The 15,668-nt window shown below is 68.5% G+C and carries 12 protein-coding genes and 1 pseudogene; 6 read left to right on the top strand and 7 right to left on the bottom strand.

Features of this window, described 5'->3' with window-relative positions:
• Positions 1-96: 96 nt before the first annotated feature.
• Positions 97-1,797, bottom strand: a complete 1,701-nt coding sequence (locus ACTWQR_RS33340; protein ID WP_443230949.1) for a long-chain fatty acid--CoA ligase — start codon at positions 1,795-1,797, stop codon at positions 97-99.
• 253 nt (positions 1,798-2,050) lie between these two features.
• Here ACTWQR_RS33340 and ACTWQR_RS33345 point away from each other — a divergent pair, with 253 nt between their 5' ends.
• On the top strand, positions 2,051-2,887 hold the full coding sequence (locus ACTWQR_RS33345; protein WP_443230931.1) for a thioesterase family protein: 837 nt from the start codon (positions 2,051-2,053) through the stop codon (positions 2,885-2,887).
• A gap of 245 nt (positions 2,888-3,132) precedes the next feature.
• On the opposite strand, the gene ACTWQR_RS33350 is transcribed toward ACTWQR_RS33345, so the two are convergent.
• Positions 3,133-3,723, bottom strand: a complete 591-nt coding sequence (locus ACTWQR_RS33350; protein WP_443230932.1) for an ATP-binding protein — start codon at positions 3,721-3,723, stop codon at positions 3,133-3,135.
• Positions 3,724-4,007: 284 nt separating this feature from the next.
• Between ACTWQR_RS33350 and ACTWQR_RS33355 the strand changes: the two genes are divergently transcribed.
• Complete coding sequence (locus ACTWQR_RS33355) at positions 4,008-5,867, top strand: ATP-binding protein (protein WP_443230933.1); 1,860 nt, start codon at positions 4,008-4,010, stop codon at positions 5,865-5,867.
• 268 nt (positions 5,868-6,135) lie between these two features.
• Here the strand turns inward: ACTWQR_RS33355 and ACTWQR_RS33360 are convergent.
• A pseudogene (locus ACTWQR_RS33360) lies at positions 6,136-7,319 on the bottom strand (class I SAM-dependent methyltransferase).
• Between the two features lie 363 nt (positions 7,320-7,682).
• On the opposite strand from ACTWQR_RS33360, the gene ACTWQR_RS33365 reads away from it, so the two are divergent.
• Complete coding sequence (locus ACTWQR_RS33365) at positions 7,683-9,011, top strand: FAD-dependent oxidoreductase (protein WP_443230934.1); 1,329 nt, start codon at positions 7,683-7,685, stop codon at positions 9,009-9,011.
• Between the two features lie 275 nt (positions 9,012-9,286).
• Here the strand turns inward: ACTWQR_RS33365 and ACTWQR_RS33370 are convergent, their stop codons facing one another.
• Entirely contained in the window at positions 9,287-10,027 is a 741-nt protein-coding gene (locus ACTWQR_RS33370) for a penicillin-binding transpeptidase domain-containing protein (protein ID WP_443230935.1), read from the bottom strand.
• 358 nt (positions 10,028-10,385) lie between these two features.
• On the opposite strand from ACTWQR_RS33370, the gene ACTWQR_RS33375 reads away from it, so the two are divergent.
• The 3 genes from ACTWQR_RS33375 to ACTWQR_RS33385 all read left to right on the top strand — a co-directional run bounded on the left by ACTWQR_RS33375 (position 10,386) and on the right by ACTWQR_RS33385 (position 12,576).
• Complete coding sequence (locus ACTWQR_RS33375; RefSeq protein WP_443230936.1) at positions 10,386-11,273, top strand: peptidoglycan-binding domain-containing protein; 888 nt, start codon at positions 10,386-10,388, stop codon at positions 11,271-11,273.
• A gap of 509 nt (positions 11,274-11,782) precedes the next feature.
• On the top strand, positions 11,783-12,016 hold the full coding sequence (locus ACTWQR_RS33380) for a hypothetical protein (RefSeq protein WP_443230953.1): 234 nt from the start codon (positions 11,783-11,785) through the stop codon (positions 12,014-12,016).
• On the top strand, positions 11,920-12,576 hold the full coding sequence (locus ACTWQR_RS33385; protein ID WP_443230937.1) for an HAAS signaling domain-containing protein: 657 nt from the start codon (positions 11,920-11,922) through the stop codon (positions 12,574-12,576). The genes ACTWQR_RS33380 and ACTWQR_RS33385 overlap by 97 nt, the downstream gene beginning before the upstream one ends.
• Before the next feature lie 77 nt (positions 12,577-12,653).
• Here ACTWQR_RS33385 and ACTWQR_RS33390 read toward each other — a convergent pair whose 3' ends face one another.
• From ACTWQR_RS33390 to ACTWQR_RS33400, 3 genes are read right to left on the bottom strand one after another with little or no spacing between them, the layout of a single operon-like run.
• A complete protein-coding gene (locus tag ACTWQR_RS33390) occupies positions 12,654-13,865 on the bottom strand; it encodes an ABC transporter permease (protein ID WP_443230938.1) in 1,212 nt (403 codons plus the stop codon).
• A complete protein-coding gene (locus ACTWQR_RS33395) occupies positions 13,862-14,638 on the bottom strand; it encodes an ABC transporter ATP-binding protein (protein ID WP_443230939.1) in 777 nt (258 codons plus the stop codon). The genes ACTWQR_RS33390 and ACTWQR_RS33395 overlap by 4 nt, the downstream gene beginning before the upstream one ends.
• Positions 14,635-15,606 carry a peptidoglycan-binding protein gene (locus ACTWQR_RS33400; RefSeq protein WP_443230940.1) on the bottom strand — a complete coding sequence of 324 codons (972 nt, stop codon included), beginning with the start codon at positions 15,604-15,606 and terminating at the stop codon, positions 14,635-14,637. Before ACTWQR_RS33400 ends, ACTWQR_RS33395 begins: the two co-directional genes overlap by 4 nt.
• Positions 15,607-15,668 lie beyond the last annotated feature (62 nt).

Below are 15,668 nucleotides of genomic sequence, written 5' to 3' on the forward strand. Positions count from 1 at the left end.
GCGCTGCGTCCGGACGGGAGTGTGGTGACGCGACTGCTCGCGTGAATGCCACGGGCCCGGCCGACGCGTCCGTGCCTGCTCACCGCAGTGACGGTTTCACGCCATGACGACCTTCAGGGCTTCCTGGGCGTACTGCTCGCGCAGCGCCCTCTTGTCGTACTTTCCCGTCGTGGTCATCGCGATGGCCGGAAGGAACACCCAGCGTTCAGGCAACTGCCAGCGTGCGATCCGGTCACCCAGGAAGCCCTTCAGCTCGGACGCATCGACCGGGTCCCCCGCCAGGACCACGCAGGCCAGGGGCCGTTCGCCCCACCGGTCATCGGGCACACCGATGACACATGCCTCCACAACCGCGGGATGGCCGGCGAGGTGGTTCTCCAACTCGACCGAAGATATCCACTCGCCCCCGGACTTGATGACGTCCTTCATACGGTCGGTCAGGGTCAGCCAGCCGTCCGGGGAAATCCGTCCCACGTCTCCCGTCCTCAGCCAGCCGTCGCTGAACCTGTCGGCCTGCGTCCCGGCGTCCTCACCGTAGTAGGAGCCGGTCACCCACGGGCCACGGACCTGCAACTCACCCACCGAGATGTCGTCCCACGGCAGTACCTCGTCGTGCGGGTCGATCAGCCTGGCCTCCACTCCGGCGCAGAAGCGGCCCTGGCCGGCACGGTGAGCAGACGCCCCCTCAGCCCCGGCACCCGCCAACGGGCGGGCGAACGTACCAAGCGGCGACGTCTCGGTCATGCCCCACCCCTGCATCAGCGTGATCCCGTGCCGCTCGGCGTACGCACGGGTCATGGACTCCGGTGTCGCCGCTCCACCGGACCCGATCTCCTTCATCGACGAGATGTCGATCTCCGGATGAGCTTCCACAAAGCGCAGCAGATTGCCCCACACCGTAGGCACACCCAAGCCCTTGGTCGGACGGACGGCGGCGATGAACGCGGCCAGCGGTTCCGGCGCGAGGAAGCGGTCCGGCATGGCCAGCGAAGCACCGGTCAGAAACGCGGCGTAGGGCAGACTCCAGGCCAGCACATGGAACTGCGGCACCACGGCCAAAGCCAGGTCCCGGCGCGACAACGCGATGGCATCGGGCAGGGTGGCCGCGATGGAGTGCAGGTAGATCGACCGGTGACTGTACACAACTCCCTTGGGATCACCCGTCGTCCCCGAGGTGTAACACATGGCCGCCGCGGACCTTTCGTCCACGTCCGGCCATGGGTAGCTGTCCGGCTGACCCCGAAGCAACATGTCATAGGAGTAGGCCTCGACCCCTTGAGCCCGCACGGCGGACAGGTCAGCAGACCCGTTGACGATGACACACCGCACGGACGAAAGCCCCGACAACATGGGCAGGAAGGCGGGCAGCAGTGAGTCGTCGACGATGACGACCTGGTCCTCGGCGTGGTTGGCGATGTGCACGACCTGCTGGGGGAAGAGCCGGATGTTCAGCGGGTGAATCACCGCTCCCATCGCCGGCACGGCGAAGTACGCCTCCACGTGCTGTTGGTTGTTCCACATGAAGGTGGCCACCCGGTCCCCCTCCGCCACCCCAAGAGCCCGCAGGGCATGGGCCAACCGGGCGGCGTTACGACCGGCCTTCGCGAAGGTGGCCGTCGAGTGCCCCTCCGCTGTCGCCGTCACGATCGTACTGGTCGCGAAAACACGCGATCCGTGCTCCAGAAGACCACGGATCTGAAGCCCTGCGTCCTGCATAGTGCTGCGCACTGGTCCCCCAACTCGGAATGAGACTTGGCTGATCGGGCGTCCGCCACAGACGGACAGAACAAGGGACATCACCCGCGGCCGGCGGCGCTCCCCGCCACCAGCAACGACCAGGACCACACCCCGGTTCAGACGGGGCCGGCCCATGGGAACAGCACTTCACAGCATCGGTCACCTGATCCCCGGCGCGTTCCTCTCCCGGGTGAACCGAACTGCACAGCCCCTCGTAGTCCTCCATCGCCGGGTGTCGGCCTCGCGGCCTGACGCAGTGCGACGGCGGCCAAGGGGCCGCCCTCATCCTCCTCGAACGATGCGAAAGCGACGCATGAACCACACAGCAGAATTCGATCAGGCCATCTCCCTCTCTCGAACCGAAGACCCATCTGGGTATCGCGCCGATCTGGGGGATGGCTGGCGCTTCGGCACCAGCATTCTTGGCGGGCTGCTGATGGCCTTGGCCGGCCGCGCCCTTTCGGAGGACCTGGGGAAAGCATCAGGCCACGGTGATCCCGTTTCCGTCAGCGCCCATTTCCTGTCCAGGTCGCTCCCCGGCCCGGCGACCGTGCGCACCGAGACTCTGCGCCAGGGGCGCACCGTCTCGAGCGGCATGGCCTCCATCAAGCAGGGTGATCACGAGCGTGTGCGGGTGGTGGCCACCTTCGCCGATCTCGCCGGAAAGACCACCGCCAAGCCGGCATGGGCATTCTCGGCTCCTCCGAACATGCCGCCGCCCGAGAAGTGCGTGGGGAGCGAAATGGCCCCACCGTCCCTCCTCAAGGAAGCACCATTTCTCGATCGCGTCGACTTGCGCCTTGCCCCCGAGTGTGTCGGGTGGGCTCTCGGGGCGCCCTCAGGGCAAGCAACGATGCAGGGCTGGCTGCGCTTGCCGGACGACCGTGCGCCGGACCCCCTGATGCTCCTCCTCGCCGTCGACTGTCTTCCGCCGGTCAGCCTGGATCTCGGAATCCCCGGCTGGGCACCGACGCTGGAACTCACCACTCACATCAGGGCGTTGCCTGCGCCAGGCTGGCTGAGGCTGAGGCACTCGACCACTCTTGTCGACAATGACTTCATGGAGGAAGACGCCGAGGTATGGGATTCGACTGACCGCCTGGTGGCACAATCCCGGCAGCTGACGCGTCTGGGACGGCCGGACTCGTGAACGCACCGCGGAACGGGCGCCCTGCTCCGCTGGTCCGCCCCGTTCACGAACGGCATCACTCGGTACTGCCGACAGCCCGCTAAGGAAGCGCGTCCGCTCGGGCCGACAGCGTCAACTCCTGCTGCCAGAGCATTTCCACGACACGATCGATTCCTTGCGTCAGATGCCGCCGGTAGGTACTGAACGGGATGCCCAGGAGACCCGCCGCAGCCTCCTGAGTTCGATGGCGGTTCGCGTACGTGGCCTTAAGGGCCTGACAAGGCTTGGTCTGACGAGGGTCGTGCTGCAGGTTTTGCAGAGTCTCGAGCACCAAGTGGCGCAACTGCTCTTCGTTCTGAGACCGCCAGCGCGTCCGACCAGGCGATGACACGTGTCCATCGCATGCTGGGCGGCTGACGGCCTGCGATCACGACCACCGCCGTCTCATGCAGCCCACGCAGAAACTGGTCCCGCAACCAGCCCTCAAGGCCCTGGCAGTATTCGTAGGAATCGACCAGCAGAACACTCTTGACGTTGCCGAGCACTCCCGAAGCGGCCTGCTCGAAGCCTCTGGGCGAGGGATCGACGTGCCTGCCCTCGATCTGCACCGTCACGCGTCCGGCCTCCCGTGCCCCGGTCGCGAGGCGCCGCAGCAGGGTTGTCTTCCCCACCCCGCCCATCCCGTACAAGAAGAGCACGGCCGGCGAGTCGGGCTCCCCGCGAAGCATCGCGGCGAAGCAGTCGAGCTCCGTCTCACGGCCGACAAACGCTCTTTCCTCCGCCGCCACAAGCCGCGCCGCCAAAGCGCTGGGTGTACCGTCCGTCATTCCTACCTCCGCGCAGGATCGCCTCTTCATGATGACAGCGGGGGCCGGCGGCCGGTCCCCGGCGGCTCACGCCGACAGGCCATGTGCTCATGGGACGGGGGCGCGGGCGCGGCCATTGAATGCTTAGGGGTGTGCTCGAACCGTTTGGCCGGTTTCACCGTAGTTCTGGGCTGAACCGTCCGGCACCGATGTGACGAGGTGTCCACTCAGCGGTTGCGCCCAGTGTGGTCGCGAACTTTCACCGGCCGGAGGGGCGGGTCGCAACCCGGTACCGGCCGGTCGGAACAGGGGACGACAGAGGTCAGGGGGATCTCATGAGCGATACGCTCGCCACATTTGCCGGATCTGTCGACGGCGAACGGCATCGGCGTTTCGGCAGCCATCTCGCCAGGAGCAGAAAGCGGGTCTTCGTCGGTCGGCGAGAGGAACTGGCTCTCTACCGCACCACCATCGGGGACGGGAGCCAGGCGGCGGTGCTTTACATCCACGGTCCGGGCGGCATCGGCAAGAGCACCCTGCTCCGGCCCTTCGCCGACGAGGCCGTGGACAGCGGGCGCCACGTCGTCGAAGTCGACGGCAGGACGACCGAACTTTCACCAGAGTCGTTCCAGGCGGTGGTCGGGAGGGTGCCCGAAGGATCCGTCCTGCTGATCGACACCTTCGAACGCTGCCAGGGGCTCGTTGTGGTGGCGGGCAGGGAGGCGCCCTCCACCGACTGGTACATCGACCCCGCGTGGGACGAGACGTTGCATGTGCTGCCGCCGGGCGACCTGACGGACGATGACGCGCTCGCTCTGATCCGAGCGCGCGGAGTGCCGCCGGGGCTCCACGCATCGGTGACCGCCTTCGCAGGGCGCTATCCGCTGGCCTTGAGCCTCACGGCCGCCGTCGTAGCCCGGCGCATGTCGTCGTCGCTGGACTGGTCTCCGACTCCGAACATCGTCGAGACGCTGCTGCGGCGCCTCGTCGGCAGCACTCCCTCCTCTTTGCATCGGCACGCCCTGGAAGTGTGTGCCCACGCCATGACGACCACCGAAGACCTGTTGCGGAACGTCTTCGGCGACGAACACGCCGCGGAACTCTTCGACTGGCTGCGCGGTCTGCCATTCGTCGAATCCGGGCCTGGCGGCGTCTTCCCGCACGACGTGGTGCGTGAAGCGCTCGACGCGGATCTGCGCTGGCGAGACTTCGCCGGCTACCAGAAGATGCACCGCAGGGTACGTGAATACGCCGTCGAGCAAGTCCGGCGCGCCTCGGGCCCTTCGGTGCTGATGGCCGCCCGCGCGGCGAATTACCTGATGCACCACGGACCATTCAAAATGGCCTACCGCTCGTGGCGGGGCAACGGAGAGGTGTACGAGACGCCTTACCCTCTGCAGGACTGGTCGGTGGTGGTGGAGATGGCCAAGCAGGTGCGGGGCGGAGAACCGCTGCACGGCCTGGAGTACTGGCTCGACCGTCGGCCGCAGGCCTTCAAGCTCTACCGGAGCTCCGCGACGGGCCCCCTGCTCGGGTTCCTCGCCCATCTCGAGTGCGACAGGTTCACCGCTCAGGACGCCACTGCCGATCCGGTGGTGGCCGTGCTCATGGACCACTACGGCGGGGACATGTCCGCGCCGACGGGTGGAGTTCTGCGCCTGGCCCGCTTTCTGGTCCAGGCCGAAGGAGGTGAGCGGCCGAGCCCCACATTCGATCTGATGCGGCTCACCGTGCTCGCCGACTGGCTGCGCACGGACCGTATCGCCTGGTCCGGACGGGTGCTGTCCGACCGGGAGTTCTGGGAGAAGGAGATGTCCTTCCTCGGCCACGAGACCATCGATGCCGGCCGGACACCTGACGGGCGGTCCCACACGGTCTTCGTCAAGGACTGGCAGGCCGTGCCCGTCGATGCCTGGCTGGAAACGCTGTCCCGGCGCGTACTGTTCGGGCCCGGTGCCAAGGCCGCCACGGCTGCCTCTCTCACCGCTCCGGATGGCGGCGGCCCGGTCGGCGGGGAACTGACGGGCAACCAGTGGGACGAAGTCGTACGCGAATTGTTCCGCGCCTGGAACCACGAAGACGTGCTGGCCGCCAACCCCCTCCTCCAACTTGTCTCCGGGGGGACATCACCGGAACGCGTGAGGCGATGCGGCAGCAACTCCTGGACGTGGTGGAGTCACTGCGCAACGACCTGACCACGGCCAAATACCACCATGCCCTCGCCGCCGCTTACCTTGGGCGACAGACCACCCGTTGCAGGAGCTCTGTCTGGAGATCCGCCGCGGTGACTGGCCCGCCGTGACCCGGCACGTGCGCGCCCTGGGCTAGGGATGGGCGAGGGTTGGGCCCAGGACCCTTCTGACAGGTCGCAGACGGCCGACGGCGGCGGATGGCACCGCCCCGGCACACCATCCCCGGCTGGGCGCGCACCGCTTTCCGCGCAACCCGTGGTGCCGTGCCGGGTCACCGTTCCACGGCCGGCTCCGCCCAACGGCCCACACCTCTGAGCAATGGCATGCCCGAGGCCCCGTCCGCGGCGGTCCGGACGGCGAGGACCTGGTTCACTCCCATCGTGTTCCGCTCGAAGCCGAGCGCCGAGGCAGCCATGTACAGCCGCCATATCCGGGCCCGCTCGGGGGAGGTGAGCCGTACCGCCTCCGCCCAGTGCCGCTCCAGGTTGGTGACCCAGGCGCGCAGTGTCAGCGCGTAGTGCTCGCGCAGAGCCTCCACGTCACGCACCTCGAATCCGGCCTCCTCCAGCAACGCCACGGTCGAGCCCACGGGCGCCAACTCGCCGTCGGGGAAGACGTATCGGTCGATGAAGGAGTTCATCCGGTACGCCTTCTCGCCGCGGATGGGACGGCGGCCGATCTAATGGTTGAGCAGACGCCCCTCGGGTTTGAGGAGTCCGTACAGGATCGAGGCGTACCCGCGGTATCCCTGGGTTCCCACGTGCTCTGCCATTCCGACGGAGGAGATGGCGTCGTACGGGCCGTCGGACATCTCCCGGTAGTCCTGCACACGGATCTCGACCTAATCTGCCAGCCCGGCGAGCACAACGCGTTCGCGGGCCAGGACGGCCTGCTCTGCTGAGATCGTCACGCCCACGACATGGACGCCATGATGCCGGGCGGCGTGCAGGGCGAGCGAGCCCCAGCCACAGCCGACATCGAGCATCCGCTCCCCCGCACGCAGGCCGAGCTTCCTGCAGATCAGCTCGAGCTTGGCCACCTGCGCCTCCTCCAGGGTGGCCCCTTCTTCCGGGCCGCCCTGCCAATAGGCACACGAGTACACAAGACTGGGGCCCAGGACCAGACGGTAGAAGTCGTTGCCCACGTCGTAGTGGTGGCTGATCGCCGCACCGCGCCGTCGTCGCCGCCTGCCCGCTCCCACAGCATTCGCGAGATCCGGTCCAGCGCCTCATACAGGTCGCCGTCGACGTCGAGTTCACCGGTCACCCATGCGCGGGCGAGTCCGAGCTGTCCGGGCCGCCACAGCAGCCGCCGCAAGGCTTGCGGGCTGTGTAGGACGAAGGCCGGGCCGTCCGCCGGGCTGGCCGTGCTGCCGTCCCACGCGCGGATGGCAACAGGCAGTCGTGCGCCGGTGGCGATCTCGGCACATCGGGCCAGCACGGCGGCTCCGGTCATCGTTTCCTCCCCGGGAGCGGGCTGTTCGGTACGGATCCTGCACAACGCGCCACCGGGCACGGTTGCTCGCGGCATCCGCGCCGCTCGCGGCTGTCACCGCACGGGGGTTGTGCGGTGACAGCCGTTCGCGTCCTCCGCGTCCCTGGCGGGGGCTGTCAGGTCCGGAGGGCCAATGGGGGCCGGCGTGCGCGGGAGCCACTGACGATCCGTACAACGGGCTCTTCGCCCGCACGGTTCACCGTCTGCGCTTTCGCCGTGCCCGATGTGTGGCGTGCTTCGCACGGCAACAGAACGGCAGGGAAAGAGCAAGCTCCCGGTGCGACTCTGCGGCTTCACGGTCACGACGGCAGGAAGGCTTTGACAGTGAGTGAGCAGCGGCAAGCAGTAGTGATCGGCGCGAGCGTTGCGGGGCTCTGCACCGCACGCGTACTGGCGGACAGATTCGACCACGTACTGGTTGTCGACCGGGATGTCCTCCCCACCGGGCCGGAGTTCCGGTCGGCGGTGCCCCAGGGACGGCACGCCCACGGCCTCCTGGAGACCGGTCAGCGAGCCATGGATCAGCTGTTCCCCGGCGTCACAGCGGAAGTCGTCGCAGCCGGCGGGGCCCGCCTGGACCACCTTGGCGACTCGAGGGTGTTCCAGTACGGCAGCCCCTTTCGTCAAGTCGTCTCCGGGTGCCACTTCCTCAGTGTCACTCGGCCGTTTCTCGAGTGGTCGCTGCGACAACGCGTCCTGGCCCTCGCAAATGTGACTGTACGTCAGAACAGTGCGGCGGTCGGCCTGTCCGGCGACGCACACCAGGTGACCGGGGTGCGGTTCGCCGACGGCGAGACACTCGCCGCGGACCTGGTCGCCGACTGCACAGGCCCGTCCGCGCGTTCCGACAGGTGGTTGGCGGGCCTGGGAGCTCCCGGGCCCGAGGTGTCACAGGTGAAGATCGGCGCGGGTTACTCCAGCCGGATGTTCAGACGGCTCCCCGGCGAGCGCGTGGGTGGGGCAGCAGCCGCTTACGTCCTTGCCTCGCCTCCTGGAAGTCCGCAGGGAGGCAATGCCGTACCCGTGGAAGGCGACCGCTGGCTCATCAGCCTGCACCGACTGCACGTGGACGAACTGCCCGACGACGACGCTTCGTTCCTCCACTTCGCCAAGAACCTGCCCGATCCGTCGATCGCGGAGTTGGTGGCCCGTGCCGAGCCGATGGGTGACATCTCCCTCCATCGCTTCCCGGCAAGCCGACGACGGCATTTCGAGCGGCTGCGGCTGCCGGGCCTTCCCGTCGGCCTCGTCACGGTCGGGGACGCGCTGTGCACGTTCAACCCCGTCTACGGGCAGGGAATGACCAGCGCCGCTCTCCAGGCACTCGCCCTGGGCAGCACCATTGACCGGCACGGACACAGCGGGGCGCGGACTGCCGCCGCCTATTACGACGCTGCGGCCAAGGCGGTCGAGGTTCCCTGGGCTCTGGCGGCCGGCGGAGACTTCGCGTTCCCCCAGACCCGCGGCCCCAAGCCACGCGGAACCGACCTGGTCAACCGCTACGTGCGCGGTGTCGCAAGGGCCGCGCAGGTCTCTCCCGCGGTCGCCAAGGGATTCGCCTCCGTGGCCCACCTCGCGAAGCCCCCGACGTTGCTCTTCCGCCCCTCGGTGGTGGCACGCGTCGCAGGAGCGTCCCTCCGCTCCCGGGTGTAACGGCCTGCAGCGACATCTGCTCGCCGAAAGATCCGCGCGCAGGGCCGCACGGCCCGGCCCTGCGTACCGGCCCATGCTGCTGGGCTGCCGCCCGGACCAGGCCCACTGGTGTGCGCGTCGACGCCCTTCTTCCAGCGGTTCCATCCGGTGACCCGGTCGAGACTGAAAGGGTGGCGGGTTTCGTGGACCACCAGCTCGCCCGGGCCCATCCGGGCCTGCCGGTCCCCCTGGGTGACCTCCATGGTTCGTCAGTGCGGTCGTTCTTCCGTATCGAGTCACTTCCCGGATTCGAGTATGTCCCGCACGACTGGCCCTGCGGCGTCGCCTCCGTGGCCGCCCTGCTCCACGACGGCCGCCGCGGCGATGTCGTCGCGGTAGCCGGTGAACCAGCTGTTGGACACGGCGTCCCCCGCGGCCTCGGCCGAGCCCGTCTTCGCTCCGACGTCGCCCCGCAGCCCCTGCAGGGCCTTGGCCGCCGTTCCTTCCGTCGCGGTCTTGCGCAACATGTCACGCAGTTGCCGCGCGACGTCGCCCGGCAAAGAGCGCTGTGCCTCGGCAATGGAGCGGTCGTCCAGGTCCGGCGACACCAGGTTCGGCTGCCGGAACCTCCCGGTCGCGGCGGTCGCGGCGACCGAGGCCATGTTCAGAGGGTTCATCTGCACCTGGCCCTGCCCGATCATCGACGCGGCCCTCTCGGCCCCGGTCGCCTCGGGGACACTGCCGTCGAAGGTGGCCACGCCACTGTGCCACTCGACGCCCACGCCGAAGACCTCGCGTGCCTCCCGGGACAGGGTGTCCGCGGCGACGTCGTCCGCGAACTCGATGAACGTGGTGTTGCAGGAACGGATGAAGCCGTCCGAGAAGGTGGCGGCGGGGATCTCGAACTCGTTCAGGTTGTGGAAGGTCGTTTCCCCGACAGTCGAGAACTTCGGGCAGGGTGCGGTGCCCGGCGCCGTGGCGAGTCCTTCTCCAACGCGGCCACGGTGATGATCTTCATGGAGTTCATGCTCCTGCACCGGCGCTCGCCGGGCAGGCCCACGGCACAGGGGTGCGGGCTCCGACTCGTCGGGGGTGGGACGCCAGAGTCCGCTTTCGGGCAGGGGCCCGACACACCCCGCAACGGTCGTGTCCGTGCATCGGTTCACTCAAGCACGCCAAAAAAAGGCCAAGTGCCGGCAACCTGCTGCAGCTCGCAACTCCAGCACTTCCCAGCCGGAGCGCTCAGGCATGCTCAGGGACTCCGTCGTGACGCTCGCTCGATGTTCGATGGTCAGAAGTGAGCAGCAGTGCGGGCTGGGAAGTGAGTACCCGCAGCCCCGACGCTCGTTCCTGTCGGCCTCCAGTGACCGGCATGGACGAGTGAGGGAATTCTGCGTGAGCGAGATCTGGATCAAGGAAGCGGAGCGTCTGGGAGACGGCGCCATAGGCGGGACCATGGACCTCCTGCTGGCGCCCGCGCGCGCCGTCTGGCACACCACGGAGAGTGGCGCCGGTGACGAGGCGTACCGCGCCGTCGCAGCGCACCTGATCCGCAACAGTGCCGAGCCCCACCTGCTGTACGACCCGACCACCGACCGGCTGGGCCAGTTCGGTCCGCTCGACCAGAGCGCCCGCGCTCTGCGGAACGACGGCAAAGCGCGGACGAACCGGGTCGGAAAGGCCTGTGTACAGATCGAAGTGCTCGCCCGGGCCTCGAAGCCCTTCACCGGGTACTGGAAGCCGGGCCCCAACTTCAGGGCTTTGATGCGTGCCATCCGCTCCTGGCACGTCCCGGACACCTGGCCGGCGGGCCGACTGGCGACCTCGGCCGGCGACGCGGACAACCGCTCCCGCTCCGTGTGGCTGAACAAAGGTGGCCACTACGGCCACGCCAACATCCCCGGTAATGACCACTGGGACCCGGGGAACGTCGACCAGTCCGCCCTCTTCAAGGCGGCTCCGGCCACCGGTTCGAACCCCGGCTCAGGCTCAAGGCCGACGGTCGACCTGAGCAATGTGGTCGCAGCCGCCCGCCGCGACCCGGCTCTCCCCCAGGGCGGTACGACACACAAGGCGGACGTACTGCTCGTGGAGAAGGCACTTGTCGCCGAGGGATTCCTCCCGGCGCAGCGGGCCGACGGCTCCTTCGGTACCGCCACCGTCGAGGCTTACGCCGCCCTGCAGCGACGATACGGATACACCGGAGCCCAGGCCGACGGCATCCCGGGAAAGACCACCCTCACCAAGCTCGGTGTGCAACACGGCTTCGCCGTGCGGTCCTGACCGCATCGGGCCTGAAGCCCGCGAAATCGAGGCCGCCCAGCGGCAGCGGCAGTCCCGGGGGCCCGCCCGGGAGAGACCGGACGATCCCGTTCGGAGCAGCAAGAAGAAAGAAGCATGACCGCGTCGACATCGCTTGCATTAGTCCCCCGTACCGCCCCTCCTCGCTACACGGTCTCCCTCGCGAGCGACGAGCTCGACGTACGAGCGGCCTCCGCCGTGAGGTCTTCGCCGACGAGATGGGCGCCTCACTCGCCACACCCACGGCCAGTCTCGAACGTCGCCCTCATGGACGACCACTGCGAGCATCTGATGGTCCGTAAAGAAGTCATGGGAGCCGTCGCAGGCACGTACCGGCTGCTGCTGGCTATGAATGACTTCTCTGGCCCCATCGGAACGAGTCCTGTGGCCCCTGGGGCTTGATCGGGGTATGAGTGTTCGTCAGAAGTGGCCCCAGGGAAGGCCTTGCGGTGGGAGCATCGATGTGCTTCCGAGAGGCAGGGCGCGCCCGGATGGACGGCCCGAGATCCAAGGTCGAGCTCTTCGCAGCGATCCGCCGGGACTCGCGTACGGAAAAGTTGTCGATCCATGAACTCTCCCGCCGCTACGGGGTCCACCGACGGCTGATCCGTGAGGCTCTCACCTCCCCATGGCCGACTCCACGCAAGCCGCTCCCTCCGCGGCCGTCGGTGGTCGACCCCTACAAGCACCTGATCGACGCGATCCCCTGGTTCGAGCCTTCCTGACGGAGGTCGACCAGCGGACCAGAGCCCTTCCCGACGACAGGCGCCAGGAACTGCTGGCAGATCTCAGCGAGCACATCGGGGTGACCCTGACCGGCTCCGGCACATCGAACGACGAAGCCGTGCGCCGAGTCCTGGACCAGCTCGGAGAACCTCAAGCGATCGCGGACGCCGCTCTCGCGGAGGAAACCGGCAGCCGCACAGACTCCGAGCCGGACAGCCCGACACGCACGTACCTCACACTGGCCCTCATTGTCCTGCCGTTGCCGCTCTCCCTCGTCCCGGCGGTGGGCGCGGTCCTTGTCCTGGCCACCTTGGCTGCGGGTCTCGTGCAACTGTGGAAGTCCGCTCAGTGGGTGCGCCGCGAGAAGCGGCGGACGACGCTGCTTCTGCTGGGCCCGATGGTCACTGTTCCCGTCCTCGGCGCCGCGTTCTCCCTGCCGTTCGGTGGCCTGAGCGCAGCCGCGCTGATAACCGCGCTCCTGTTGTCCTGGTGCCTGCCCGTCGTGGGTGCCGCGCGGCTGGCCCGATCGGCCGCGCGACTGCGCGAGCCGGTCGCGTAGGCCCTGTCGTCGGCTTCCCACCTCTCCGTCTGGCGGACGATGCTGGTTGAAGCGCTCTCGCTGGCGATCGCGGTATGTCATGCGGAGCGGAGCGCCTCCGTGGGTGACATGCGTGCTGCCCTCATGGCCGGGTACAGCCCGGCGACGGCGGCGATGACCACGGCCACGGCAGGTCCCGCGATCACCCAGGTGAGCGGCGTGGCGGTGGGCCACCCCTTGACACCGGCATACACGTGCACCGCCGCACCGCCGAGGAGGATGCCGGTACTTCCGCCGAAGAGACCCAGCATGACCGTTTCCAAGAGGAACTGTGCGGCGATCTGTCCCGGCCTGGCCCCGAGCGCCCGGCGCAGACCGACCTCGCCCCGGCGTTCCATCACGCCCACGACCATGGTGTTCGCAATGCCTAGTCCGCCGACGACCAACGCCACCCCGGCGAGCGCGAGGACCATGCCCTCCAGCGCGGTCTTGGTCTCGGCTCGGGCCTTGAGCAGGTCGGACGGCCGGGACACGGACACCAGGTTCGGGGCGGCCGGGTTCGCGGTCGCGCCGGCGACAGCCTGGACATCGGTGACCCTGGCGGGGTGCGTGCGCACGTAGACGGTGGCGGGGGTCCCGTCGTCACCGAGGTGGGCGGCGGACCAGGGCCGGCCGGTGAGCGCGGCGGAGTCGATCTCGGGCGCCAGGAGGTTGGGGGAAAGGATTCCGAGAACGGAGAACCAGCTGCACTGAATCTCCTTGCCGCACAGCCACACTCGCTCACCGGGTGCGGCGGCGCCGAGCCGGTCCGCTGCCTCGGATCCCAGCACCACGACCGGCAGTTTCTCGGTGGACCCGTCCAGCCAGCGGCCGACGCGGACCTTGCCGTGCAGCGTTTCGAGCAGACCGACGCGGGCGGACAGCACCGAAAGGCCATTGGTCTGAGTCACCGGCACATGGTCGTTACGGTAGATGTCGGCCTTGGTGGCTCCGGTCGCGCTCACCGTCTCCACCGGTGCGACCGCGCCGAGCATGGCGACGGACTCCTTCGGCAATGGCACCGGTTGCTGGTTGACGTCGACGCCCGGTGACACCGTGATCAGGTTGCTCCCGAGGCGGTTCAGCCGGTCCAGCAAGTGGGCCTGGTTCGAGGCGGAGATGCCGGTGACCGCGACCAGAGCGGCGATGCCCAGCGCGATACCGAGGGCGGAAAGCGCCGAGCGAAGCCTGCGGGTGCGCGGTCCCACCAGGCCCAGACGGATCAGGTCGGCGAGAGTCAGACGGGCAGCGCGGGGAATGTGCGCGTTCATGCTCGAAACCTCGCTCGGCCGTCTCGGCGGTCTCTGCCGTCTCGGCCGTCCCTGTGGACGACTGCCGGTGTGCGCTCGTCGAAGGCGATCCGGCCGTCCTGGAGGCCGATGCGGCGCGGGAAGGCCGCGGCCAGTTCGCGGTCATGGGTGATGACCATGACGGTGGTGCCCTTGGCATTGAGGTCCCGCAACAGGTCGACGATGCTGCCGCCGGAGACGGAGTCGAGAGCCCCGGTGGGTTCGTCGGCCAGCAGCAGTGCGGGGCGGCCGACCAGGGCCCGGGCGACGGCCACCCGCTGCTTCTCCCCTCCGGACAGCTCATCGGGACGGTGCCCGAGTCGTTGTTCCAGGCCCACGTCCTTCAGCGCCTCCACTGCGCGCTCACGGCGGCGCCGTGCCCTTTCGCCCGTGTGGAGAAGGCCGTTGGCCACGTTCTCCACCGCGGTCTGTGCGGGCAGAAGGAAAAACTGCTGGAAGACGAAACCGATACGGTGCGCGCGCAGCGCGGCGATCTGACTGCCACTCAGGCGGGCCAGGTCGTGCCCCTCGAAGCGCACCCGGCCGGACGAGGGTCGGTCGAGTGTTCCGACGAGGGACAGAAGGGTGGACTTGCCGGACCCGGAAGGGCCCACGACGGCGACGAGTTCGCCGCGCCGTACCTCCAGGTCGATGCCGGTCAGGGCGTGCACCGGCGGATCGCCTCGGTACGTCTTGCCGACGCCCTCCAGACTCAGTACGGGGCACAGTACGTGCTGCGGGCCGGGTGTGGTCATGTGGGGATCACCACCCGTTGGCCCTTGCGGACCGCGCCGGTGATCTGCGCCCGGGCATCGACGATCAGACCGACCTCGACCGGTACGAGCCGGGGCTCCGACTGCGCGTCGCGGACGACACGCACACCGTATCCGCCGTCCGCGAGGGCCAGCAGAGCTGTGACCGGTACAACCAGGGCGTTGTTCACCTTGCGGTCGGGAACGGTGACCGTGACGCTTGTGCGGCCCTTGTCCAGGGCCGCCCGCGCTGCCTTCTGCCCGTCGAGCCCGATGGTGGCGATGGGGCCTTTGACGCCGCCGCCTTCGCCTCGTTCGTTGGACGTGCCCCCTCCACCGGACGTGCTCGCTCCCTCGGGAGCGACGGAGCGCAGTTCGCCCTTGAGGACACGGCCGTCCGCCAGTTCGACAGAGACATCGGCGCCCGGAGGCAGCTGGGCAGCCCCTCCGTCGCCCAGACCGACCGACGCATAGACATCCGGTGCGGTGACGGACAGGACGGGGGTGCCGGGTGCCACGACACCACCGCGCACGGCTTTCACCTCGTCGACGCGTACGACGCGGTGGGGAAGCACGACCACCCGGCCGAGCGGGATCCTGCCGGTCCGGTCCAGGCCGAGCGACTTCTGCCAGCGTTTCACCGCCGCCTCGGTGCCGTCGGTGTACCGCTCATCGACGGTGAGATTCGTGGGGTCGGCGAAGCCGAGGTCGGTGAGGTTCCTTTCGAGTTGCCGAACATCGGGGCCGTCGCTCATGCCGGGGGTGAGGTCGCGCCAGAACGGCCGGGCACCGGTGAAGAGCACCACCGGCCAGGCGTCCGTCTCGAACAGAGCCTCACCGGTCCTGACGCGTTTCCCGATGGGGGGCAGCAAGGTGAATGTGCCCTGTCCCTGGACGACGACCTCGGCGGCCGGACCGTGTCCGAGGGTGCCGCTGAGCCGCAGGCCGGACGCGAGGGAAGTGCGTGCCACAGGGGCGGTTTCCGGTGGGCTGTGCTGCTCTGCCGTGGTGTCACGGGATTCCCACGGCCGTA

Source organism: Streptomyces sp. 2A115 (assembly GCF_052245575.1).
Taxonomy (GTDB): domain Bacteria; phylum Actinomycetota; class Actinomycetes; order Streptomycetales; family Streptomycetaceae; genus Streptomyces.